18 protein-coding genes are annotated in these 24,173 nt (G+C 70.9%); 5 read left to right on the top strand and 13 right to left on the bottom strand.

Going from position 1 to position 24,173, the window contains the following annotated elements:
• The first annotated feature begins 16 nt into the window (after positions 1–16).
• Positions 17–526: a helix-turn-helix domain-containing protein gene (locus LNW72_RS04075; protein WP_250974074.1), complete on the top strand. Its 510-nt coding sequence runs from the start codon at positions 17–19 to the stop codon at positions 524–526.
• Positions 527–705: 179 nt separating this feature from the next.
• On the opposite strand, the gene LNW72_RS04070 is transcribed toward LNW72_RS04075, so the two are convergent.
• On the bottom strand, positions 706–1,173 hold the full coding sequence (locus tag LNW72_RS04070) for an MMPL family transporter (RefSeq protein ID WP_250974073.1): 468 nt from the start codon (positions 1,171–1,173) through the stop codon (positions 706–708).
• Between the two features lie 163 nt (positions 1,174–1,336).
• Between LNW72_RS04070 and LNW72_RS04065 the strand changes: the two genes are divergently transcribed.
• Both LNW72_RS04065 and LNW72_RS04060 read left to right on the top strand, forming a co-directional pair.
• Positions 1,337–2,722, top strand: coding sequence for a helix-turn-helix transcriptional regulator (locus tag LNW72_RS04065; protein WP_250974072.1), 1,386 nt, complete (start codon positions 1,337–1,339; stop codon positions 2,720–2,722).
• A 301-nt stretch (positions 2,723–3,023) separates the two neighbouring features.
• Positions 3,024–6,221, top strand: coding sequence for a M28 family peptidase (locus tag LNW72_RS04060; RefSeq protein ID WP_250974071.1), 3,198 nt, complete (start codon positions 3,024–3,026; stop codon positions 6,219–6,221).
• Between the two features lie 118 nt (positions 6,222–6,339).
• Here LNW72_RS04060 and LNW72_RS04055 read toward each other — a convergent pair whose 3' ends face one another.
• A complete protein-coding gene (locus LNW72_RS04055; protein ID WP_250974070.1) occupies positions 6,340–9,543 on the bottom strand; it encodes an amidohydrolase family protein in 3,204 nt (1,067 codons plus the stop codon).
• Positions 9,544–9,943: 400 nt separating this feature from the next.
• Here LNW72_RS04055 and LNW72_RS04050 point away from each other — a divergent pair, with 400 nt between their 5' ends.
• A complete protein-coding gene (locus LNW72_RS04050; RefSeq protein ID WP_250974069.1) occupies positions 9,944–11,026 on the top strand; it encodes a S1 family peptidase in 1,083 nt (360 codons plus the stop codon).
• 112 nt (positions 11,027–11,138) lie between these two features.
• On the opposite strand, the gene LNW72_RS04045 is transcribed toward LNW72_RS04050, so the two are convergent.
• The gene (locus tag LNW72_RS04045; protein WP_250974068.1) at positions 11,139–11,741 is read right to left on the bottom strand and encodes a TetR/AcrR family transcriptional regulator; all 603 of its coding nucleotides are present in this window, start codon (positions 11,739–11,741) and stop codon (positions 11,139–11,141) included.
• Between the two features lie 94 nt (positions 11,742–11,835).
• Here LNW72_RS04045 and LNW72_RS04040 point away from each other — a divergent pair, with 94 nt between their 5' ends.
• Positions 11,836–13,140: an MFS transporter gene (locus LNW72_RS04040; protein ID WP_250974067.1), complete on the top strand. Its 1,305-nt coding sequence runs from the start codon at positions 11,836–11,838 to the stop codon at positions 13,138–13,140.
• A gap of 114 nt (positions 13,141–13,254) precedes the next feature.
• On the opposite strand, the gene LNW72_RS04035 is transcribed toward LNW72_RS04040, so the two are convergent.
• From LNW72_RS04035 to LNW72_RS03990, 10 genes are all read right to left on the bottom strand, one after another.
• Positions 13,255–14,298: an NAD(P)-dependent alcohol dehydrogenase gene (locus LNW72_RS04035; protein WP_250974066.1), complete on the bottom strand. Its 1,044-nt coding sequence runs from the start codon at positions 14,296–14,298 to the stop codon at positions 13,255–13,257.
• Complete coding sequence (locus LNW72_RS04030; protein ID WP_250974065.1) at positions 14,295–15,218, bottom strand: helix-turn-helix transcriptional regulator; 924 nt, start codon at positions 15,216–15,218, stop codon at positions 14,295–14,297. Before LNW72_RS04030 ends, LNW72_RS04035 begins: the two co-directional genes overlap by 4 nt.
• A 129-nt stretch (positions 15,219–15,347) precedes the next feature.
• Positions 15,348–16,361 carry a LacI family DNA-binding transcriptional regulator gene (locus tag LNW72_RS04025; RefSeq protein ID WP_250980013.1) on the bottom strand — a complete coding sequence of 338 codons (1,014 nt, stop codon included), beginning with the start codon at positions 16,359–16,361 and terminating at the stop codon, positions 15,348–15,350.
• Between the two features lie 77 nt (positions 16,362–16,438).
• Positions 16,439–17,455 (bottom strand): LacI family DNA-binding transcriptional regulator, encoded by a 1,017-nt coding sequence (locus tag LNW72_RS04020; RefSeq protein WP_250980012.1) that lies wholly within the window; start codon positions 17,453–17,455, stop codon positions 16,439–16,441.
• 95 nt (positions 17,456–17,550) lie between these two features.
• On the bottom strand, positions 17,551–18,969 hold the full coding sequence (locus tag LNW72_RS04015) for an L-fucose/L-arabinose isomerase family protein (protein WP_250974064.1): 1,419 nt from the start codon (positions 18,967–18,969) through the stop codon (positions 17,551–17,553).
• A gap of 58 nt (positions 18,970–19,027) precedes the next feature.
• Positions 19,028–19,348: an L-rhamnose mutarotase gene (locus tag LNW72_RS04010; RefSeq protein ID WP_250980011.1), complete on the bottom strand. Its 321-nt coding sequence runs from the start codon at positions 19,346–19,348 to the stop codon at positions 19,028–19,030.
• A gap of 71 nt (positions 19,349–19,419) precedes the next feature.
• Positions 19,420–20,505, bottom strand: a complete 1,086-nt coding sequence (gene rhaS, locus LNW72_RS04005) for a rhamnose ABC transporter substrate-binding protein (RefSeq protein ID WP_250974063.1) — start codon at positions 20,503–20,505, stop codon at positions 19,420–19,422.
• 76 nt (positions 20,506–20,581) lie between these two features.
• Positions 20,582–21,571: an ABC transporter permease gene (locus LNW72_RS04000; RefSeq protein ID WP_250974062.1), complete on the bottom strand. Its 990-nt coding sequence runs from the start codon at positions 21,569–21,571 to the stop codon at positions 20,582–20,584.
• The gene (locus LNW72_RS03995; RefSeq protein WP_250974061.1) at positions 21,555–22,607 is read right to left on the bottom strand and encodes an ABC transporter permease; all 1,053 of its coding nucleotides are present in this window, start codon (positions 22,605–22,607) and stop codon (positions 21,555–21,557) included. The genes LNW72_RS04000 and LNW72_RS03995 overlap by 17 nt, the downstream gene beginning before the upstream one ends.
• Positions 22,607–24,136 (bottom strand): sugar ABC transporter ATP-binding protein, encoded by a 1,530-nt coding sequence (locus tag LNW72_RS03990; protein ID WP_250974060.1) that lies wholly within the window; start codon positions 24,134–24,136, stop codon positions 22,607–22,609. The genes LNW72_RS03995 and LNW72_RS03990 overlap by 1 nt, the downstream gene beginning before the upstream one ends.
• Between the last annotated feature and the right edge of the window lie 37 nt (positions 24,137–24,173).

Genomic DNA, 24,173 nt, shown 5'->3' with positions numbered 1-24,173 from the left:
GAATGGGGAACCCGGTATGAACAGCACAGATCTCGCCTCCGGGCCCTGCCCCCTGGGCCGCGCCGCCGGCATCCTCGGCGACCGCTGGACGCTGCTGATCATGCGGAACGCCACGCTCGGCGCGACGCGCTTCGAGCAGTTCCGTACCGGTCTGGGGATCGCGGACAACATCCTGTCCAACCGGCTGGGCAAGCTGGTCGACGCCGGGGTCCTCACCAAGGAGCCCTACGAGGACGGCAACCGGATCCGCTCGCACTACCGGATCACGCAGGCGGGAGTCGCCCTGCGCCCCGTCCTGGAAGCGCTCGCCGCATGGGGCCACACCTACGCGAATCCGGCGGAGCCCACGATCGCCGTGCGGATCGTGCACCTAGCCTGTGGCCGGCCGACCGCCGACGGAAGCTACTGCGACGTCTGCGACACCGCGATCACCAACGAGGACGCCGCCTGGGTCATGCCCTGGGTGTCGGAGGAGCCCATCCCCCTGGCCACCGCCGCCGCGACCGCCGCACCTGACGGAAGCTGACCACCCACTGCCGGAAGCTGACAACCCACTGCGGACGGCTGGGAATCCGGCACCGCTCGGCCTCGGACAGGCTGCCCGTCCGGGGTCTTGGCGGAACCGCTCGGCGCGTGCCGATGCTGGAGACGGTCGCTCTCGATGTCGAGGTCGGGGATGTACCCGTCGAACCACTTCGGGTGGTATCAGATCTTCGCGCGGATGATCGCCATGAACGCGGGCACCAGGGTGAGCCGGACCACGAAGGCGTCCAGGAAGACACCGGCGGCGAAGCTGAAGCCGACGGCCTTCACGATCGGGTCGTCGGTGAACATGAACGCCACGAAGATGCTGAACATGATGAGCGCTGCCGCGGTCACCACGCGCGCCGCGAGGCCGGTGCCGCGCTCGACGGCCTTGAGCGCGTCCCCGTTCTTGGTGAAGTCCCCCTTGATGCGGGACACGACGAACACTTCGTAGTCGCTGGAGAGCCCGAAGATGATCGCGAGCATCAGGATCGGCGGGAAGCTGATGGTCTGGCTCGGCGTGATGCCGAACAGATGCTCTCCCCAGCCCCACTGGAACATCGCGACCTGCGCCCCGAACGCCGCGGCCCCGGAGAGCAGGAACCCGCTGACGGGCCCGGAACCGCTCAGCGGCGCGGGATGTTTCATAGCCTGGGAGAACCACTCCCTGGCGACCGCTCGTCTTGGTCGCCCTCGGCCGGAAATCACGACGTCGACGAACGCAATCTTCTAGTAGGATCCAGCGCCGATCGGTGCACGCCGGTGTCGGGGACGGCAGTGGCGGTACGACGACTTCCGTCCGGGAGGGCCCATGAGCGCCGACACGGTCGCAGCGCGGCAGTCGTGGGGGGAGTTCGGGCGACGGCTGCGCACGCTGCGCAGGTCGGCCGGGCTGACCCAGCGTCAACTGGCGCTGCGTGTGGGGTATCACCACACGCTGATCAGCAAGCTGGAGGGCGGCGTGCGGGAGCCGCCCGCCGGGCTGCCGCTGCGACTCGACTCGTTACTCGGAAGCCGTGGTGAGCTCCTCGCGATCCTCGCCGACCGGCCGGACGTCCACCACAGCGCGCCGATGCTGCCCGCGACGCTGTTCTCGACCACCCCCCGCGGTGCTGCCGAACCGGCCCCGCCGCAGCCCGTCGACCACTGGCCCACCCGGCTGTTGTCCTGCCCGCTGCACGGCGGCGGCGACTGCGAGGTGCCACCGCTCGCCGACGCGCTCACACTCCTGACCGCCGCCGACGGCGACCACGGGCGGACGGCGATGTGGCCCGGCACCGACGCCGACGCCATGCACGCGCTGACCGCTCTGATCGTCGGGTACACCCAGGACGGGCTGGAGAGCGTCTCCACGGAAACCGTCGGCTCGGTCGAGCGGGTGCTGCGCGTCGTGGTGCGGTGGGCCGAGACGCTGAACGGGCGCGGGACGCTGCCGGTGCCGCAGCTGCGGCTCGCCGCGGAATGCGCGCAGATAGCGGGCTGGCTCCGGGTGGAGCGAGGGCAGCGGATCCTCGGGATGGCCTGGTTCACGAGGGGTCTGACCTGGGCGGACGTCGCCGATGACGTGGTGGCCCGGGCCACCTTGCTGTGCGACGTCTGCACGCTGGTCCGCCTCGACGGGGACGGCGCGTCCGCGCTGGCCTACGCACAGGAGCTGGAGGCGGTGGACCCGCGCCGGGCGTGGATGGTGGCCATGTCGCATCTGCACCAGGCGCGGGCGCGGGCGCTGGGCGGCGACCTCGCGGAGTGCCGCAAGCGCGTCGTCCTCTCCCGCCGGGCGCTGGACCGCCTCGACGGGCGGGACTTCCTCGAGGCGCCCTGGCTCGCCGGCGCCACCGGCCGCCTGCAGGTGGAGGCGTCGATCGGCGGGACGCTGCGCGACGCCGCCGCGATCACCGGGGACCTGTGGGTCGCCCGGCAGGCCGTCAAGGCCACCGAGGCGTCACTCAGCTGTCTGCCCGCCACGCATCGGCCGACCGTTCTGCTGCTCACACTGCGACTCGCCGACGCGTTCGTGTGCTCCGGACAGCTGGACGCCGCCGTGGCCGCCGCCGCGCCGGTGATCCCGGAGGCGGTCGCCGCGGACCGGACCAGTGTGAACCGCGAGCTCGACGGATTCCGGACGAGGCTCACGACGCGATACCCCGGCGCGCGGGAGGCCCGGAGCCTGCTGGAGCAACTGCCCTACCGGGTCTGAGGGTTGGCAGGACTGCCGTGCCGAGTCTGCAGGTTGACAGGTGAGTTCACCTTCGGCGGTCCCCTTCCGTCCTCGGTTCGGTGTCCGCTGAGCGGTGCCGTCGAGCTCGCGGGTTGCCGGAAGTTGCCGGATGTTGCCGGAGTTGGACTAGTCCATTGACGGGGTCATGGCGCGATGTGAACGTTTCGCTCGCTCACTCGAAACACGTAAGTCCCCCCTCGCTCACCGGCCCGGGCCGATCGTCCGGCCGTCGAGTGGAGGGCTTCGTGGTCGAGGCATGCCCCTAGTCAAGGAGCCCCCCATGAAACGCAGAGCAGTGACGGCCGGGACAACCCTGGCCGTCCTCGCCGGGATGATGGTCGCCACCAGCGGCCCGCCGGCCGCCGCGGCCCCCGCCCCGACCGTCTCCCCAGGGCCGCTGGCGCTGGCGGTGTCGGCGGCCGACCGGGCCGCCGCCAGCGGCCTCGACACGCTGGTGAACGGGCCGGGCGAGAGCTACGAACGGCGTCAGGTGACGCCCTGGGTCAACGGCCTCTACTCGGTCGCCTACGAGCGCACCTACCGTGGCCTGCCGGTGGTCGGCGGGGACGCGGTGGTCCTGGCCGACGGCCAGGGCCGGGTGCAGGCGTCACAGTCCGCCGACTCGACGCGCATCAACGTGCCGACCACGGCGACCGTCACGGCCGGCACCGCCGAGGCCACCGCCCGCCGCCAGCTCACCGCGGTGGACAAGGTCGACTCGCACCGCCTCGTCGTGCGGGTCAAGGACGGCCACGACGCGCTGGCCTGGGAGACGGTCCTCACCGGCCGCACCGCCAAGGCCCCGAGCCATCTGCACGTCTTCGTGAACGCGACCACCGGGGCGGTGCTCGACCACTACGACGACGTCAAGGCCGGCAACGGCAACAGCCAGTGGAACGGCCCGAGCCCGCTGACCATCGCCACCACCAACTCGGGCGGCAGCTACTCGCTGCGCGACCCGGGGCGCCCCGGCCTGACCTGCGCCGACTACACGACCGGCAGCGTCTTCACCAAGTCCAGCGACACGTGGGGCACCGGCAGCGCCACCTCCAAGGAGACCGGCTGCGTCGACGTGATGTGGGCGGCGCAGCACGAGTGGGACATGCTGCGCGACTGGCTGGGCCGCAACGGGCACAACGGCAACGGCGGCAGCTGGCCGGTGAAGGTCGGCCTCAACGACGTCAACGCCTACTGGGACGGCTCCTCGGTCTCCATCGGCCACAACACGGCCAACCAGTGGATCGGCGCGATGGACGTCGTGGGCCATGAGTTCGGCCACGGCATCGACCAGTTCACCCCCGGCGGGACCAGCACCGAGGCGGGACTGGGCGAGGCGACCGGCGACATCATGGGCGCCCTCACCGAGGCGTACACCAACGAGCCCTCCCCGTACGACAGCCCGGACTACACGGTCGGCGAGACCATCAACCTCACCGGCAGCGGCCCGATCCGCATCATGTACAACCCGTCCCAGATCGGCGACCCCAACTGTTACAGCTCCTCGATACCCAGCACCGAGGAGCACGCGGCGGCCGGGCCGCTGAACCACTGGTTCTATCTGCTGGCCGAGGGCTCCAACCCCGGCGGCGGCAAGCCGACCAGCCCGACCTGCAACAACTCCACGGTCACCGGTGTCGGCATCCAGCAGGCCGGCAAGGTCTTCTACGGCGGGATGCTGCTCAAGACCAGCGGTATGACCTACAAGCGGTACCGCACCACCACACTGACCGCGGCCAAGAACCTCGACCCCAGCTGTGTCCTGTTCACCAGGACCAAGGCCGCCTGGGACGCCATCACCATCCCCGCGCAGAGCGGCGAACCCACCTGTACCCCCAGCGGCAACAGTGACTACTCGATGTCGCTGAGCCCGACCGCCGGATCCGTACAGCAGGGTGCCTCGGCCAACGCCACGGTCAACACCACCATCACCTCGGGCAGCGCGCAGACCGTGAACCTGACGGCGTCCGGCGCCCCGAGCGGTGTGACGGTCGGGTTCACCCCGGCGTCGGTGCAGTCCGGCGCCTCCTCGACCATGAAGGTCACCGTCGGGTCGGCGGTCGCCGTTGGCTCGTACGTCATCACCGTGACCGGCAGCGGAACCCAGAGCCACACCGCGCAGTACACCCTCACCGTCACTCCGGGCGGGACCAATCCCGGCGGCACCGCGCCGGACATCAGCGTGGCGAACGTCCAGGCGCACCTGGCGCAGCTGTACACGATCGCCCAGCAGAACGGCGGCACCCGGCAGGCCGGCACCAGCGGCTACACGGCGTCGCTGGCCTACGTCAAGGGCAAGCTGCAGGCGGCGGGTTACAGCGTCACCGAGCAGTCCTGCACCGGCTGCACCAACCGCGGCAACAACCTGATCGCGGACTGGCCGGGCGGGCCCACCGACCAGGTCGTCATGTTCGGCGCGCACCTGGACAGCGTGTCGGCCGGCCCCGGCATCAACGACAACGGTTCCGGCTCGTCCTCGCTGCTGGAGAACGCCCTCGTCCTGGCCCAGCAGAACCCCACCATGGCCAAGCACGTCCGCTTCGCCTGGTGGAACGGCGAGGAACAGGGCATGCAGGGCTCGCAGTTCTATGTGAGTCAGCTCGGCTCCACGCAGCGCAGCGCCATCAAGGCGTACTACAACTTCGACATGGTCGGCTCGACCAACGCCGGCTACTTCATCAACAACATCACCTCGTCCGCGGCGGCCCCGATGAAGGAGTACTGGGACTCGCTGAACCTCCGTCCTGAGGAGAACATCGAGGGCCAGGGACGCTCCGACGACTACTCCTTCCAGCAGGCGGGGATTCCCACCTCCGCCTACGCCACCGGCGCCGACGCCATCAAGACCGCGGCCCAGGCCACCAAGTGGGGCGGCACGGCCAACCGGTCGTACGACTCCTGCTACCACCAGTCCTGTGACACCACCGCGAACATCAACGCGACGGCGCTCGACCGCAGTGCCGACGGTGTCGCCTACACGCTGTGGAAGACCGCGGTCGGCACCACGGCCCCGGCCAACGACTTCTCGGTCGCGGTGAACCCCGTCTCCGGCAGCGTCCAGCCGGGCGGCACCACCACCGCGACGGTCTCCACCGCCACCACCAGCGGCAGCGCCCAGACCGTCAACCTGACGGCGTCCGGCGCTCCGACCGGTGTGAACGTCTCGTTCGCCCCGGCGTCCGTACAGTCCGGGTCCTCCGCGACCATGACCGTGGCCGTCGGAGCGTCGGTGACCGCGGGCACCTACACCGTGACCGTCACCGGCACGGGGACCGCCACCCACAGCACCACCTACTCGCTGACGGTCACCGGTGGAGGCGGCGGCTGCACGGGTACGACCTGGGACCCGAACGCCATCTACGTCGGTGGCAACCAGGTCAGCTGGAAGGGCCACAACTGGCGGGCCAAGTGGTGGACCACCGGAGAGGAGCCCGGTACCACCGGCCAGTGGGGCGTCTGGCAGGACCTCGGCGCCTGCTGAACGAAGCCCTGCTGAACGAAGCTCTGCCCTCGAAGCCGTGGCCCGCGTCCAAGCCTCACGGACGCGGGCCGCGGCGGGCGGTCACCAGCGGCCGGAACCGCTGGTGACCGCCGACCCGCTACAGCTGGAACGCGTGCTCCGAGCAGCAGGGTTCGCGGCGCAGTTGGCGGCTGACGTCGAGCCAGTCGGTCCGGTCCGTGGTGCGCCGCTGGGCGAGGCTGGTGCCGAACTCACCGACGAGGTCGTCCTGGCGGTACACGATGCCGTCGCGCATCACCCAGGTCGTGCGGACCAGGTCGTCGAAGTTCTGGAACGGATTCCCGTCGATCACCGCGAGATCGGCGAGCTTGCCCGCTTCGAGCGTTCCGAGATCGTCACCCACACCGAACAGCTCGGCCGGCGCCGCGGTCGCGGTCCGCAGTGCCTGGGCAGGGGTGAGGCCGCCCGCGTAGTGCAGTGCCCGCAGACCGAGATGCAGGTGGAGGCCGATCGGGGTCAGGGGCGCGTCGGTGCCCAGGGCGAGAGCGCCGTCGGCGGCAAGGATGCGCTGGTAGACGGCCGTTTCCATGGCGATGGTGCGTCTGGCCGCCTCGCTCGGCGGGGTGGCCGCCTGGCTCTCGACGAGTGCGGCGTCCCAGGGCGGCATGAGTGTGGTGACCCGGGGGTCCTCGGCCAGTGAGGGATCGTCACCGAGCAGGGCGAGAGCGCTGAACGGCGTGATGATGATTTTGAAGTCACCACCCCGGTACGTCTCGTGGACGTCCTGGTAGGAGTGGCCGGTGGGGGACAGGGCGCGCCCGTACTCCGATCGCTGGGTGGCCTGCAGATGGGTGGTGAGGTCCTGGCCGACGTTGGCTCCCGGTGACAGGAGGTGGCTGCCGGCCATGACGCCGAGCTTGTCGTGGGCGGTGCGGGCGGCCTCCCGCATGATCCAGCTGGGGGCGCGGACATAGGTCTTGACGAAGTCGTAGTCGAGGTCGACCGCCCGCTGCAGGGAGCGCTTCACCCCGGCCTCGGTGCGGTGCGCCCGGCTCATGCTGTAGGCGACCCGGCTGCCGTCGAGCAGTTCGCCGGTCGTGAACAGCCGGGGTCCGGCCGTCCGTCCGGCCGCGACGGACTCCCGGATCCGTACCGCCTCATGGGCGAAGCCGCCGAGTGAGACGTTCGTGGTGACCCCGTAGGCGAGCATCAGACTGGTCTGCCGGCCGCCGTAGGTGTACTGCCACGGATGGGTGTGGGCGTCCCACAGGCCGGGAACGACCGTGGACCGGGACGCGTCGATCAGCTTCTCCCCGGACCTGGCCGGGCCCGGGCGGTGCGGTTCGACGGCCCGGATGCGATTCCCGCCGATCACGATGTCGACGTCCTCGCGGACCGTCTCCCCGGCACCGTCCCACAGCCGCCCGGCGTGCACCCGGGTCACCTCGTTCCGGGCGGGCAGCCGGCGGCTGTACTCCAGCGGCACCCGCACGGTGCGCCGGCCCGTGCCGTCCCGTTCGACCAGCCGCAGCTGACCGCTCGCCTCGTAGAGCAGCCTGCGCGAGTCACCCGACCAGGAGGGGTGGTCGGCCGCCTCGTCGGTGATGCGGCGCGGCTCGCCCGCCGGTGAGCCGTCCGGGCCGACCGGCATGACCCACAGGGCGGACTCCATGATGAACGCCATCGCGGTACCGTCCGGCGACCAGACGGGGCCGGCGTTGCCGCGGTCCGACAGGGAGGCGTGCGGCATCGGCAGATGCGCGGTCCACTTACCGGTGCCGCTGTCGACCACCCGGATGATGTTGTACCCCTCGCGGAACCGCTGGTTGAGGCGGTTGCGGTCGCAGAAGGCGAGAAAGCGGCCGTCGGGGGACCAACTGGGACGTCCCGGAATGCCGTTCGCGCCGAGCGGCGCGACGAGCGTCCTCTCCGTCCCCGCGGCGAGATCGCGGACGATCAGGTTGCCGGTGGTGTCCTGGCAGGCGAGCCTGGCACCGTCCGGGGAGAGCACGGGGTTGAGCCGGCCACCGGTCGACAGCACCTCGTCCTTCCCGCCGTCGAGCCAGTGCCGGTGAACGCTGATCAGGCCGTTCCCCTGAGCGCCGCCTTCGTACGAGTAGAGGACGCTGCGCCCGTCCGGTGCCCAGGACGGCATCTGCACATAGGCGGACGGGGTCGCCTGGACGAGCTTGCGCGGGCGGCCGCCGATCGGCAGCACCCACAGGGCGTTGAGGGCGGCGAAGGCGACGGAACCGCCGTCGGGGGAGAGCGCGGGAAGGTGGACTCCGCGCACCGGGCGGGCGGTGGTCGAGCCGAAGTCGTACGTCTTCCTGCGGTATTCCGGCCGCGGTACGTCCAGTGCGGCGGTGAACGGGATCTCCTCGGCCGCGGACCCGGCGGGGGTCCTTCCCGGCCGGCGGGACCGCAGGTGGCCGTCGGCCACGTAGAGGAGTTCACCGTCCGCGGTCCAGCACGGCGGCAGCGGGGCGACGTCCTCGTCCTCGGTGACGGGCGCACCGTCCACCATCAGCACGGAACTCGGCGCGAAGGCATACAGAACCGTCTCCGCGACCTGGACATAGGCCACCCGGCCGTCCGCGGAGACCGCGGGGGAGGAGAGCAGTCCCGAGGTCGTGGTCCGGACGACCGTCACGGCTCCGCCCCGGGCGGGGACCGAGGCGAGGGTGTGGGCGCCCTTGCTTCCGGCCCGCACGAACAGGACTTCGTCACCGTTCGGATGCCAGGCCGGGTCGAAGTCCTCGACGCCGGTGTCGTTTGTGAGCCGGGTCAGCTCGCCGGAACGCACGTCCACGGTCCAGATCCGGTACGAGGCGCCGGCCGTCGGATCTCCGCCACGCTCCGACGAGAAGGCGATACGGGTGCCGTCCGGCGACCAGGCGACGCCCCGGTCGTCCCACGGCCCTGACGTCAACTGGCGCAGCCGGGAGCCGTCCGGCTCCATCGTCCACAGATGGAATCCGCCGCCCTGGTAAGCACAGACCGCGATCTGCGAGCCGTCCGGCGACCAGGCGGGGCGGGTCGGCTCCAGCTCGGGCGTGGTCAGCGCGGTCGCGGTGCCGCCCCTGCGCGGCAGCGACCACAACACCCCCTGGACCTCGACGATCAACCGGTCGCCGGCGGGGGAGGCGGTCACCGAAGCGTTGGTTCCTGCCGTGAAACGGAGGGTCCGGGTCGCCCCCGCGTGCGGGGACCGCTCGGTGGTGGGGCTCGGCAGCGGGGAAGCGAGGGCGTTCCCCGCGGGGAGCGACAGGGCGGCGACACCGAGTCCGCCGACTCCGGCTCTGACAAAACCTCTACGGGATAACTCGTTGAACTGATCCATGGGGAAGAACATAAACCAGGGGGCTGACCACGCACGGGCGGCGTGAACGGCGCGTTCCGCGCCTGACGTACCGGGAGAAACCGGGCTCCACAAACGGAATCCGAGCGTCGGTTCTCGGACAGGTGTAGTCCTCACCCCGGGCACACGGGTCGTCGCACCGTGGTCCGGTACCCCCCGATCGGGGCCTTCAATGGGGAGGGTTGCGAGGTATCTCCGCCCTGTTCACAGATGTGCAGGCGGGGCTTGATCATGACCTTGCAGGGTACTGGCCGGTATCGGGATACTCGGCCGCACCAACTGGCACGGACGGGCAATCCTTGCTGTTCCGCCCGTTCGTGACCGCACATCCTGCGGGCCCGCTGTCGACCAGGCGGGCCCACCCCCCACAGGAGGCACTGAGTTGAAGCACCGTCGGATAACCAGGCGTCGTATCGCCATCGCCGGGACGAGCGCCGCCGCCGTCGTCGCAGCGGGCGTTCTCCTTCCCCACGCCAACGCCGCCCAGCCGACCGCACCGTCCCCCAAGGCATTCGCCCCCGCCGCCGCGGCCCAGCTCGCGGGCGACCTCACCTCCCGTCTGGGTGACCGCACCGCGGGCTCGTACTACGACGCGAAGACCAAGCAGCTCGTCGTCAACGTTCTGGACGCGACCGCCGACCAGAAGGTGCAGGACGCCGGAGCCGTCGCCCGGACCGTCCAGCACACCATGGCCGAACTGCACCGCTCGGCACAGACCCTGGGGGCGCAGCCCCGCATCCCGGGCACCGCGTGGTCCATCGACTCCCGCACCAACCAGGTGGTGGTGACCGCGGACAGCACCGTGAAGGGTGCGCAGCTGGACAGCCTCACCAAGAGCGTCAAGGCGCTCGGCGGCACCGCGCAACTGCACCGCTCCGCGGGCCGCTTCAAGCCGTTCGTCGCCGGCGGGGACGCGATCTTCGCCGACGGTGCACGCTGCTCCCTCGGCTTCAACGTGGTCAAGGACGGTCAGCCCTACTTCCTGACCGCGGGTCACTGCGGTGTGGCGTTCAAGAGCTGGTCAGGATCGTCCGGTGGCCAGGAGATCGGCAACGTCGAGGCCGCCACCTTCCCCGGCCATGACTTCGCGCTGGTCAAGTACACCGACACGAGCGTGGCCCACCCGAGCTCCGTGGACCTGTACAACGGCAGCACGCAGGCGATCACCAAGGCCGGCGATCCGACGGTCGGCCAGACGGTGCAGCGCAGCGGCAGCACCACCCAGGTGCACGACGGCACGGTCACCGGACTCGACGCCACCGTCAACTACCAGGAAGGATCGGTCACCGGACTGATCCAGACCAACGTCTGCGCCGAGCCCGGCGACAGCGGCGGCGCGCTCTTCTCGGGCGACACCGCGGTCGGCCTCACCTCCGGCGGCAGCGGCGACTGCACCAACGGCGGGGAGACGTTCTTCCAGCCGGTGACGGCCGCGCTCACCGAGTACGGCGCGCAGATCGGCTGATACCCGTCAGTGCGTGATCGAGGGGCGGACCTCCCGGAGGTCCGCCCTTCTTCCATGCCGTCCGGCAGGGCCCCTGGGTCTGAGGGCTTGACCCGTCCCGGAGCGCAGGAGGCTAGTGCCGCGCGGTCGCCGCGTCGATGAGTGTCGCGGCGACCGTCTTCGCCATGTCGGCGGCACCGGGGTTGCGGTCCATCCTGGCGGCGACGCCCGCGCCGTCGTAGAGCAGCACCAGCCGGCTCGCCAGCTGCTCCGGCTCGGGGGCGCCGGCGTCCCGGGCGAGGTCGGTGAACAGCGAGCGGACCCAGCCGCGGTACGTGTCGGTGGCCTGCATGACGGGGCTGTCGGGGCCGACCTCCGCACTGGCGTTGAGGAAGGCGCAGCCGCGGTATGTCGGCTCGGCGAACGCCTCGCCGAGTGCGTCGAAGACGGCCAGCAGCTTCTCCCGCGGCGCGTCGTGGCGGTCGACGGCCGCCGTCACCCGGCGGCGGCGGATCTCGTGCCGGCCGGCCAGATAGGCGGTGATCAGCCCGTCCTTGTTCCCGTACGCGCTGTAGAGGGTCGCTTTGGCGACACCGGCGCGTTCGATCACCCGGTCGATGCCGACGACATGGATGCCCTCCTCGTAGAAGAGCTCGTTGGCGGCGGCCAGCAGACGCTCACGTGCGGTGGGGCGCCCCGCGGCGGCGGGCCGGTCTGCGATCGCTTTCGTAGCCATGACTTGACAGTACCAGACCGGTCTGTCTACCGTAAGGACCACTAGACAGACCGGTCTGATCGGACCGGCTCCCGCTAGGCGAAAGAAGCCCTCCGTGTCCCTGCCGCCGACGTTCCCCGTGACCGACCCTTTCGTCCGCAGAAGCCGGCGGCTCGGCTCGGGTGCCGCCTTCTACCTCCAGGCGTCGATCGTGGTGGCCTTCCTCGCCGCCTCCAGCGCCCCCACCCCTCTCTACGCCGTCTACCAGGGCGAATGGGGCTTCTCACCGATCACCACGACGATGGTCTTCGGTATCTACGCCCTCGCCGTGCTCGCCGCGCTGCTCACCGTCGGGTCGCTCTCCGATCACATGGGGCGCCGTCCGGTCCTGCTCGCGGCGATCGTGCTGCAGGTCGTCGCGATGGTCGTCATGACCACGGCGGGCGGGGTGCCCGAGCTGATGATCGCCCGGGTCGTCCAGGGTCTGTCGACCGGCGCGGCCGTCGGCGCGGTCGGGGCGGGGATGCTCGACCTCGACAAGGCCAAGGGCACCATCGCGAACGCGATCGCCCCCATGACCGGCACCGCCACCGGGGCGCTCGCCTCCGGCCTGCTGGTCCAGTTCCTGCCCGCGCCCACGCACCTCGTCTACCTGACCCTCCTCACCGTGTTCATCCTGCAGGGAATCGGTGTCGCTCTCATGCGCGAGACCTCCGAGCCCAAGCCGGGCGCGCTCGCCTCGCTGCGCCCCCGCTTCGGTGTCCCGAAGGCGGCCCGCGGACCGCTGCTGGTGGCCGCCCCGGTCCTGGTCGCCGTCTGGGCGCTCGCCGGGCTCTACGGCTCCGTCATCCCCGCGGTCATCCGCAGCGTGGTCGGCTCGGACTCGCTGCTGCTCGGCGGCCTGGCGCTGTTCGCCCTCGCCGGAAGCGGCGCGGTGTCGGTACTGCTGCTCCGCAACGTCGCCCCGGGCCGGGTGATGCTGCTCGGCACCGTCGCCCTCATCGTGGGCGTCGGCCTCACCCTGCTCGCGGTCGACCACAATTCGGCCACCGGCTTCTTCATCGGAACGGTCATCGCGGGCGTCGGCTTCGGCGGCGGTTTCCAGGGCGCGATCCGCACCATCGTCCCGCTGGCCGCACCGCACGAGCGGTCCGGGCTGCTGTCCACCATCTACGTGCTGTCGTACCTGGCCATGGGCCTGCCCGCGGTGATCGGCGGCTTCCTGGTCGTGTACGGCGGGGGACTGCTGCCGACGACCCGGGAGTACGGGATCGCCGTGATGGCGCTCGGCGCGCTCGCGCTGCTGGGACTGGCGATACCGCGCCGCGGAACGGTGACCACGGAGTCCGTCGTGGTGAGCAGCAGCGTCCCCGCACCGCTGAAGGCCGCCGTCCGGGAAGCGGAGTACGCGAAGCGCTAGGGCCTGTCCGGCCGATCACGAACGGCCCCCGGAGGACGTCCGGGCGCCGATGACGAAGGCCCTGCCACCCCGCCGCAGCGGGAGGGCAGGGCCTTTCGGCGGTGGGGGCCGCCGTCAGATGGTGGCCGTGTCGATGACGAAGCGGTACCGGACGTCACTGGCGACGACACGCTCGTACGCCTCGTTGATCCGGTCGGCGGAGATCACCTCGATCTCGGCGCCCAGGCCGTGCTCGGCACAGAAGTCCAGCATCTCCTGGGTCTGCCGGATACCGCCGATCATCGAGCCGGCCAGGCTGCGCCGGCCCCCGATCAGCGAGAACACGTTCAGCGAGACCGGGTGCTCGGGCGCCCCCACGTTGACCAGGGTGCCGTCCACCCGCAGCAGCCCGAGGTAGGCGTCCAGGTCGAGGTTGGCCGAGACGGTGTTCACGATCAGGTCGAACGTCCCGGCGAGCTGCTCGAACGTCGACTCGTCGCTGGTGGCGTAGTAGTGCTCGGCGCCGAACCTCTTGGCGTCGTCCTGCTTGCGCAGGCTCTGGCTGAGAACGGTGACCTCGGCGCCCAGAGCGGCGGCGATCTTGACGCCCATGTGGCCGAGGCCGCCCATGCCGACGATGGCGACCTTCTTGCCGGGGCCGGCGTTCCAGTGCTTCAGCGGTGAGTAGAGGGTGATCCCGGCGCACAGCAGCGGGGCGGCGGCATCGAGCTCGATGCCGTCCGGGATGCGCAGGACGAAGTGCTCGTCCACGACGATGTGGGTGCTGTAGCCGCCGTAGGTGGGCTCGCCGTCCCGGCCGGTCGCGTTGTACGTGCCGGTGCCGCCGTTCAGGCAGTACTGCTCGTCACCGGCCAGGCAGTTCTCGCACTCGCGGCAGGAGTCGACGAAGCAGCCCACGCCGACCCGGTCACCCACGGCGTACTTCGTGACGCCCGGGCCGACCTCGGTGACGACGCCGGCGATCTCGTGGCCCGGCACCATGGGGAACTTCGCGCCACCCCACTCGTCCCGGACCTGGTGGATGTCGGAGTGGCAGATGCCGGCGAACTTGATGTCGATCAGCACGTCGCGCTCCCGCACGGCGCGTCGGGGAATCGTGGTGTGCTCCAGCGGTGCGGTGGCGGAGGGAGCGGCGTAAGCGGAGACAGTGGTCGTCATCGTGCGTGGATCTCCAGAAAATCGTCGGGATCGGCGAGCACGGGCCGTGGCACGGCCGGACTCGGTGCGGTCAGGGACGCGGTGAGGTTGGCCAGCAACTGCAGCGCGGTCTCGGAGGGCGAACCTGACTCGGTGGTGTAGACGAAGAGGGTCTGGTCCGTGTCGCCCGGTGGGCTGAGGGCCTCGTACGCGACGGTGATCTCCCCGACCTGGGGGTGCCGGTAGCGCTTGGTTCCGTGCGAGCGGCGGCTCACGTCGTGCGCCGCCCACGCCGTTCGGAACTCCTCGCTCTTGACCGCGAGTTCACCGATCAGCTCGCAGAAGGCCCGGTCCTCGCAGTTGCGCCCCGCGTCGAGGCGCAGCACCGCGGCGGTCTCGGCGGCGATCTGCTCCCAGTCCGGGTACAGCTGCCGGGCGGACTCGTCGAGGAAGATGAACCGGGCCAGATTCCGCTCCCGGTGCGGCAGCGCCTCGAAATCGGAGATCAGCGAGCGGGCCAGCCGGTTGCTGGCCAGCACCTGCATCCCGCGGCCGACGATGAAGGCCGGCGTCAGTCCGTCCAGCGTCTCCAGCATCCGGTGCAGCCCCGGCCTGACCCGCTGGGGGCGGGCCGACGGACGCCGTGCGGCGCGTGGCTGCGGACGGGCGAGCTGTATGAGGTAGATGTGCTCCACCTCATTGAGCCGCAGCGCGCGGGCGACGGAGTCCAGGACGCTCGCGGAGACGTTGCGGTGCCGCCCCTGCTCCAGCCGCGCGTAGTAGTCGGTGCTGACCCCGGCCAGCCGGGCCAGCTCCTCCCGGCGCAGCCCGGGCACCCGGCGGGCGGATCCGTTGACGGCGACCCCCGCGTCCCCAGGACCCAGCCGGGCCCTGCGGGAACGGAGGAACTCACCCAGTTCGACATTGTGGTCCAGACCCATGACTCAAGTATTGCCGCGGCCGGAGCGTTTTCCGTGGCCCAGGGTAGGTCTGTCAGACCCCCCCGGCACGAACCAGGCGGGAGGTGTGAGCGGCTCCGGTGCCGGCCCGGCAGGGAGGTTCCTACCTGGTCAGCGCTGCTTGCCCAGGGTCGAACCCCGGACCACCAGCTCCGGCTGCAGCACGATCTGCTGGTGGCGGTGGTCGCCGGCGTGGTCGCCGGTCTCCGCGATGAGCAGTTCGGCGGCGGTTCGGCCCATGCGGTGGGCGGGCTGGCGCACCGAGGTCAGCGGGACCGCGGCGGCCGCCGCGAACTCGATGTCGTCGTAGCCGACGAGCGCGAGCTCCTGCGGCACGGCGACCCCCGCCGCGTACAGCGCCTGCAGCACGCCCAGGGCGAGCAGGTCGTTCGCGCAGAACACCGCGGTGGGCCGGCCGGCCATGCCCAGCAGCCGGGCGCCCGCGTCGCGCCCGGCGGCGACGTCCAGCCGGTCCGTCTCGATGTGGGACAGCGCCTCGGGGGGCAGTCCCGCCGCGGCCAGCGCGTCGAGCGCACCGGTCCGCCGGTCACGGCACTGGGTCAGATGCATCGGACCGCTGACGTAGACCAGCCGCCGGTGGCCCTGGTCCAGCAGGTGGCCGGCGGCCAGCCGCCCTCCGGCGATGTCGTCGACCGACACCGAGCACGCCGACGCGCTGGGCACCACGCGGTCGACGAAGACGAAGGGGATGTCATGGCGCCGGAACGCGTCGAGGTTGCGCCCCGTGGCGTCGGCGGGAGTGACCAGCACTCCGCGGACCCGGTGCTCGGCGAACAGGCTCAGGTACTCCGCCTCCTCGGTCGCGCTGCCGGCGCTGTTGCACAGCATCACGCCGAGCCCCGCCTCGCGGGCGGCACGCTCGGCGCCCGACGCGACGTCGACGAAGAAGGGATTGGCCATGTCCAGAACGAGCAGGGCGATGATCCGGCTGTGGCCGGCGCGCAGCTGGCGGGCCGACTCGCTGCGCACATAGCCGAGTTGGTCTATCACCTCGAGCACCCGGGTGCGGGTCTGCTCGGAGACCATGTCCGGGCGGTTGATCACGTTCGACACGGTGCCGACGGAGACCCCGGCCTGCCGTGCCACGTCCTTGATGCCCATCATGCGCGCCACGAGCTCCGAACCACCGTCTCCCGCGGCTCTCCGCGGCCGCGGTCTCATGCTACGCACATCTTGTGTGATCAGCCTGCGCCGCGGAGACCGAGCGACGATGTCCTGACGACCAGCTCCGGCTGGAACACGATCTTCTGATGGTCGTGCGCTTCGGGCCGCCCGTCCGTCTCCTCGATCAGCAGTTCCGCGGCGGTGCGGCCGATGCGGAACGAGGGCTGGCGCACGGAGGTGAGCGGGACGGCGGCGCCCGCGGCGAACTCGATGTCGTCGTAGCCGACGAGCGCCATGTCGTCCGGCACCCGGATCCCGGCCGCGAACAGGGTCTGCAGCACGCCCAGCGCCAGCAGGTCGTTCGCACAGAACACGGCCGACGGGCGGTCCGCGGCGGCCAGCAGCCGGGCCCCCGCCGCCCGGCCGGAGGCGACGTCGAACCGCTCCACCTCGACCACCGTCAGACTCTCCCGCGCGACCCGCGCCTCGTCGAGGGCGTACAGCGCGCCCTGACGACGGTCCCGGGACTGGGCCAGGTGCGGGGAACCACTGACGTAGGCGATACGGCGATGGCCCGACGCGAGCAGATGCCGCACGGCGAGCCGGCCGCCGGCCACATCGTCGACGGACACCGAGCAGGCCTCGTCGCCGGACCATTCCCGGTCGGCGACGACGAAGGACATGCCGCGGCTCCGCAGCGCCCGCAGATCCTGGCCGGTGCCGTCGGTGGGAGTGACCAGCACACCGCGCACCCGCTGTTCGGCGAACATGCCCAGGTATTCGGCCTCCTGCGACGGATCGCCCGCACTGGTGCACACCATGACGGCGAGTCCCGCCTCACGGGCGGCCTGCTGGGCCCCGCGGGCCAGCTCGACGAAGAACGGGTTGGCCAGGTCCAGCACCAGGAGCGCGAGCATTCTGCTGCGGCCGGCCCGCAGCTGGCGCGCCGTCTCGCTGCGGACGTACCCGAGCCGCTCGATCACCGCGAGCACCCGCCGCCGGGTGGGTTCCGACACCGTGTCCGGCCGGTTGAGGACGTTCGAGACCGTGCCGAGCGAGACGCCCGACTGCTCGGCGACGTCCTTGATGCCGATCGCGCTGCGCTTGACCCGGCTTCCCGGCGTGCGGCCGGAAAGCCGGACGGGTTCGCCGGCGCCGTCCGCGCGGCGGGAGAGCGACCGGTCCCCGGTCAAGAGACCTCGACCAGTTCCAGGCCCGTGAGGTCGGCCACCGCGCGCAGTTCGGGCACGATGTGACCGGTGGCCAGCGCCCAGTGATGGGCGACGCCCGTGGCGCTCCAGGCGTCGGTCCACTCGCCGGGATCGGTGCCGAAGTCCACCCGGGACGTGGTGTTGCCGATCTTCAGCAGCGGGCCGCCGACCACCTCGCCCTGCGAGGTGACCAGCTTGTAGCGGCCGTCGCGGGTCTGCCCGAGGCCGACCAGGGTGACCGGGCCGTGCCGTACGTCGAACTCGACGGACACGCCCCAGCCGCGCTTGCCGTGGAAGACGCCGAGGCCGCGCAGGAGCGGCCGGTGCTGGCTGATGCCGAGGTGCGCGGGCCCGTCGTGGCCCATCTCCACCACGCCGTCCCGGAAGTTGAGCGCCTGCAGTTCGGTGAAGGAGCCGCCCGCGCCGAGCCGGTCGGCGATCAGCATCGCCAGCGACGTACGCAACTCGTACTCGCCCGCCGCCGGGACACCGCGGGCGGTGAGCAGGGACGCGCCGAGGATCATGCCGGCGCCCAGCCGCTCGTGGATCTCCCCGTCGAGACCCCGGTGGTAGTACGCGAGGCTGTCGAGGTCGAAGTCGGCCACCAGCCGGTCGAGTCCGACCGACACCCGGGCGGCCCACTCCACGTCGTCGGCGACGACGGAATCGTCGAACGCGAAGGTCTCCCTCGCCTCGGCGAGCTTGTCGGCGACCTCCGCGTCGGTGACGTCGTCCACCCGCACCCGCAGATCGTCGAACTCCAGCACCTCCACATGACCGCCGAGGTTGCCGGAGACCATGGCCAGGTCGGTCGAGACGTCGTACATGCCCGGATACAGATGGCCCATCAGGCCGTGCCGGCCGTTGCGGAGCACCGATCGCACCCCGGCCGCCCGGATCCACCGGCCGATCCGGGCCCAGGCCCGGTCGTCCTCCAGATAACCGGAGACGGAGCGGAACGGGACGCCGGCGCGCTCGAAGGAGTTGGCCATCTCGGGCAGCGGGCAGGCACCGCAGTACGCCAGCCACTGACCGGTGTCGAACGTGGCGTGGTCCATCGCCTCGGTGGGCTGCAGATTGATCAGCAGGACCGGAGCGCCCGAGCGCTGGGCCACCGGCGCCAGCATGGTGGCGGTCATGTAGGTGGTGAGGAATCCGACGATGAGGTCGCATCCGGCGGCACGCAGCATCTCCGCGGCCGCCGCGCCCTCCTGCGCGTCCGAGATGAACCCGGCGTCGACGACATCGGCGTCGAACTCCTTCATGCGCTCGGTGACGCGTGCGGCGGAGCGGCGCAACTGGGGGAGCAGGTCGGGGAACTGGGGCCAGTAGGCGCCCAGTCCTCCCGCCACGAGACCGATCTTCGGCCTGCGCGCGGTGGCGGGGGTGCGGGTCATGGCGGATGTCTCCGTTCGTGGGGTCGGCCGGGGAGCGGAGCGGCCGGGTCGCCGGCCGTCACATGAGGTGGAATATCTCGGTGAGGGGGCGTACGGCCCGGTCGGGCCGGCCGTCGTCGGGGGCTTCGAAGAACCCGGCCATCTCCGTCTGCCAGCGGGTGTTGACCTCGGTGGCGGCCATCGCGCTCTGGGCCGCGGCGAAGTCCTCGGTCTCCAGATAGCCCACCAGCAGCCCGTCCTCGCGGAGGAAGAGGGAGTAGTTGTGCCAGCCGGCGGCGGACAGCGCGGCGGTCATCCCCGGCCACACGGCCGCGTGCCGGCGGCGGTACTCGTCGATCCGGTCCTGGCGGACCTGCAGCAGGAAGCACACGCGCCGCATGTACCCGGTCCTTTCGCGGTCGGCGGCCGGCCGCGCCGCCGAGAGGCGGCGGGCCGGGATACGGGGCACGCTCAGAAGTCGAAGCCGTCGATGTTGGTCGTGTCGAAGACGGTGGGCTTGCCGAGGATGACCTCACCGTCCTTGCCGACGGTGAAGGTGCCCAGGTCACCGGCCTTGAACGTCTGCCCCTCCGCCCCGGTGATCTGACCGGAGCACAGGGCGGACGCGGCGTACGCGGCGAGCCGGCCGAGCTTCTTGGGGTCCCACAGGGAGAACTGCGCGACGGTGCCGTCCTTGACGTACTTGCGCATCTGGTTGGGGGTGCCCAGCCCGTTCACCACGACCTTGCCCTTGTAGGACGAGGAGCTGATGTAGCGGGCGGACGCCGCGATGCCGACGGTGGTCGGCGCGATGATGCCCTTCAGGTCCGGGTAGGCCTGCAGCAGTCCCTGGGTCTGCTGGAAGGACTTCTGGTCGTCGTCGTCCCCGTAGGCGACCTTCACCAGCCGCATCCCCTTGTAGGCCGGCAGCGCCAGCTCCTTCTTCATGAACTCGATCCAGGTGTTCTGGTTCGTCGCGTTCTGGGTGGCGGACAGGATCGCGATCTTGCCCTGGTAGTTGAGCTGCTTGCCGAGGTTCTGCACCAGGCTGCGGCCGATCTGCTCGGAGCTCGCCTGGTTGATGAACAGCTGCCGGCAGTCCTTGGCGGTGTCGGAGTCGTACGCCACGACCTTGATGCCCTTGGCCATCGCCTGCTTGAGCGGACCGCAGACCGCGTTGGGGTCGTTGGCTGCCAGCAGGATCGCGTCCTGCTGCTGCTGGATGAGCGTGTTGATGTAGGAGACCTGCGAGGACGCGCTGGCGTCGGAGGGCCCGACCTCCTTGGCGGTGCTGCCGATCTCCTTCGCCGTCGCGATACCGGAGTTGTCGACGATCGTCTCGTAGGGGTTGTTGATCTGCTTGGGCAGGAACGCGAGCTTCAGATCCTTCTTGAGCGCGGCCCCGGGATCGGCCGAGGCCGTCGAGGCCGTGCCCGGCCCCTGGTCGGAGCTGGACTTCTTCGTCGTGCCACCGCAGGCGGTCGCGGTGAGGGCGAGAGCGCAGACGGCGGTCACCGCGGTGAGCGCGCGCACCGTGACGCTGGTGGGGAGGGACATGGCGAAGCCCTTCTTCGGGGATTTCCTGGGGGAGTTCTTCGGGTGACGGTTCTACGGAGGGGGCGGTGCGGCGCCGTCAGACAGCGGCGGCCGCGCGCCGGTGGCGCCGTTCGAGGGCCGCGGCGATCACCCGCGGGGTCAGTACCGAGGCGACCAGCAGGAGTCCGGTGACGATCACCTGGACCTCGTTGGCCACGTCGTTGAGGATGAGCAGGTTCTTCAGCAGGCCGATCAGCAGCACCCCGGCGATGGCGCCGCCGAGCGTGCCCTTGCCGCCGTCGAAGTCGACGCCCCCCAGCAGCACGGAGGCGATGACGAGCATCTCGAAGCCCTGCCCGTTGTCGGCACGGGCGCTGCCGTAGCGCAACGTGAAGACGATGCCCGCGAAGGCCGACAGCAGACCGGTGAGGACGAACAGCAGCAGCTTGATCCGCTTGACCCGGATGCCGGAGAAGTAGGCGGCCTCCTCCTGGGCGCCGGTGGCGAACAGGGAGCGGCCGAACCCGGTGGCGTGCAGCACCACACCGGTGACGGCCGCCAGGACGATGAACAGGGCGAAGGGGTAGGGCAGGAACCCGAGCACGGTGTTGGTGTCCGACGTCCACCGGGCGTACGTCTCGGGGAAGTCGGTGACCGCGTTGCTGCCCAGCGCCACCGACGCCAGCCCACGGTAGAGCGTCAGCGTGCCGATGGTGACGGCCAGCGAGGGCAGCCCGACCCGGGTGACGAGCCAGCCGTTGAGCAGACCGCCGACGACACCGATGGCCAGGACCACCGGAACGATGGTTTCGAACGCCCAGCCCGATTCCCACAGTTTGCCGCTGACCGCGCTGGCCAGGCCGAGCATGGAGGCGACCGACAGATCGATCTCGCCGGCCACCACCAGCAGCGTCATCGGCAGCGCGATGATCGCGACCTCGGCGATGTCGTTGAGGGCGAAGGACAGGTTGCCGGTGGTGGCGAACCCCTCGGTGGTGCCGGCCCCGGTGGCGAAGACGGCCACGAGCAGGATGCCGACCGCGACGTCCCAGCGCAGGAACCGGCTCAGGTCAGACTTGGTGGACATGGCGCGCGTTCCTCTTCCTCAGGGCGCTGGTCATGCGCAGGGTCACGATCCGGTCGACGCTGATGGCCGCGAGCAGCAGGGCCCCGGTGATGGCGCTCTGCCAGAAGGAGTCGACCTTCAGGACGACCAGGACGCTGCCGACGGTGGTGAGCAGCAGCGCGCCGAGCGCCGCGCCCCAGACGCTGCCGGTGCCGCCGGTGATGGCGACGCCGCCGACCACCACCGCACTGACCACGGTCAGTTCCCAGCCGTGGGCGTTGTCGGCGACGACGGTGCCGAAGCGGGCCAGCCACAGGGCGCCGGCGAATCCCGCGACCGCGCCGGAGAAGACGTAGGCCGCCAGGATCCGGCGGCGGATCGGGATGCCCGCCAGCCGGGCGGCCTCCGGGCTGGAGCCGATGGCGTACAGCTCCCGGCCGCCGCGGTAGGAGCGCAGGTAGTAGGAGGCGGCGGCGAGTACGGCGACGGCGATCAGTGCCAGGTACGGGACGCCGAGGACGCTTCCGCTGCCCAGGTCGAGGACGGACGCGGGGACGTCGGCGGCGTTGATCTGCTGACCGTGCGCCCACCAGTAGTCGGTGCCCTGGATGATGTAGAGCATCCCCAGCGTGACCACCAGGGACGGTACCCGTCCGAAGCTGACCAGCAGTCCGCTGACGAGGCCGCAGAGCGCGCCGACGCCGATGCCGAGCAGTAGGGCGAGGACGGCGTTGCGGTCGGTGCCGGAGACGAACTTCCCGCAGGCGAAGGCGGACAGACCCACGACCGAGCCGACCGAGAGGTCGATGTTGCGGGTGAGGACCACGACCGACTGGCCGACGGCCAGCAGGATCAGGATCGACGCGTTGAGGAGCAGGTCCTTGATGCCCTGCTCCGACAGGAAGCGGTGGTTGGCCGCCCAGGTGCCGAGGACGAGCAGCACCAGGCACCCGGCGATGCTGATCTCCCGGACCCGGAAGACGGTCTCGGTGAGCGAACGTGCCGTCACCTTGCGCGCGCCGGGCGGCGCCGTGGGCTGTTCCACTGTCGCTGTCATCAGGCTGCCTTCTCTCCGCCGGCGTTCCGGCCCGTGGCCGCGGCCATGACCGACTCCTCGGTGGCCAGTGCGCGCGGGAGTTCCGCGGTGATGCGTCCTTCGTGCATGACCAGCACCCGGTCCGCCATGGCGAGGACCTCCGGCAGGTCGGAGGAGACCATGAGGACGGCGAGTCCTTCGGCGGCGAGCGAGGACAGCAGCCGGTGGACCTCGGCCTTGGTGCCGATGTCGATGCCCCGGGTCGGCTCGTCGACGATCAGCACACCGGGTTCCGTGGCCAGCCACTTGGCCAGCACGACCTTCTGCTGGTTGCCCCCGGAGAGCACGCCGACCGGGTCGGAGAGCCGGTTGTACTTCAGCTGGAGCCGCACCGCCCAGTCCGCCGCCCGGCCGCGCTCCAGCGTTCTGCGGACCAGGCCGCCGCGGCCGAGCCGGTCGAGTCCGGTCAGGCCGATGTTCCGTTCGATGGACAGCTCCATCACCAGGCCCTGTTGGCGCCGGTCCTCCGGCACCAGGGCGACGCCGGCGGCCATCGCGGCCGTGGGCGAGCCGGCCGGCAGCTTGTTCCCGGCCACGTGGACGTCCCCGGCGTCGGCGCGGTCGACACCGAAGACGGCGCGTACGACCTCGCTGCGGCCGGCGCCCACCAGCCCTGCCAGTGCGACGATCTCGCCGCGGCGGACGTCGAAGGAGACGTCGGTGAAGACGCCCTCCCGGGTCAGCCGGCGCACGGCCAGGGCCGTTTCGCCGATCCGCGCGGGCTGTTTGGGGTAGAGCTCGTCCAGGTCACGGCCGACCATCCGGCGTACCAGGTCGTCCTCGGTCAGACCGTCGACCGGGTCGCTGGAGATCAGCCGGCCGTCCCGCAGGGTGGTGACGCGCTGGCAGAGGGCGAAGATCTCCTCCAGCCGGTGCGAGATGAACAGCACGGCGGTGCCCTGTTCACGCAGCGTCCGCACCACGCCGAACAGCCGGGCCACCTCGGCTCCGGTCAGCGCCGCGGTGGGTTCGTCCATGACCAGGACCCGGGCGTCGAAGGAGAGCGCCTTGGCGATCTCGACGAGTTGCTGGTCCGCGATGGACAGGCCGCGGCAGAGCTGCCCGGGGTCGAGATCGACCCCCAGCCGTTCGACGAGCGCCTGGGTCGCGTCCCGTACCGACCGGTGGTCGACCCGGCCGAAGGAGCGGCGCGGCTGGCGGCCCATGAAGATGTTCTCGGCGACGGTGAGGTCGGGAAAGAGCGTCGGTTCCTGGTAGATGACCGCGATACCGGCGTCCCGGGCGTCCGAGGGTCCGTGGAAGGTGACGGGCTCGCCGTCCACCAGCACCCGCCCGGCATCCGGCCGGTGCACTCCCGCGAGCACTTTGATCAGGGTGGACTTCCCGGCCCCGTTCTCGCCGGCGAGTGCGTGCGCCTCCCCGGCGAAGAGGGCCAGGGACACACCCTGCAGAGCCCGGACCGCACCGAAGGACTTGCTGGCGTCCTCCAGCGAGAGTACGGGCCGTTCCGCCGACTTCGGCTGGTCCATGGTGGGGCCTCACATGAAAGGTTTCAACTGAGTTGCA

The sequence above is a fragment of the Streptomyces sp. RKAG293 genome (assembly GCF_023701745.1).
GTDB lineage: Bacteria > Actinomycetota > Actinomycetes > Streptomycetales > Streptomycetaceae > Actinacidiphila.
This window is presented reverse-complemented; position numbering and strand designations above follow the sequence as displayed.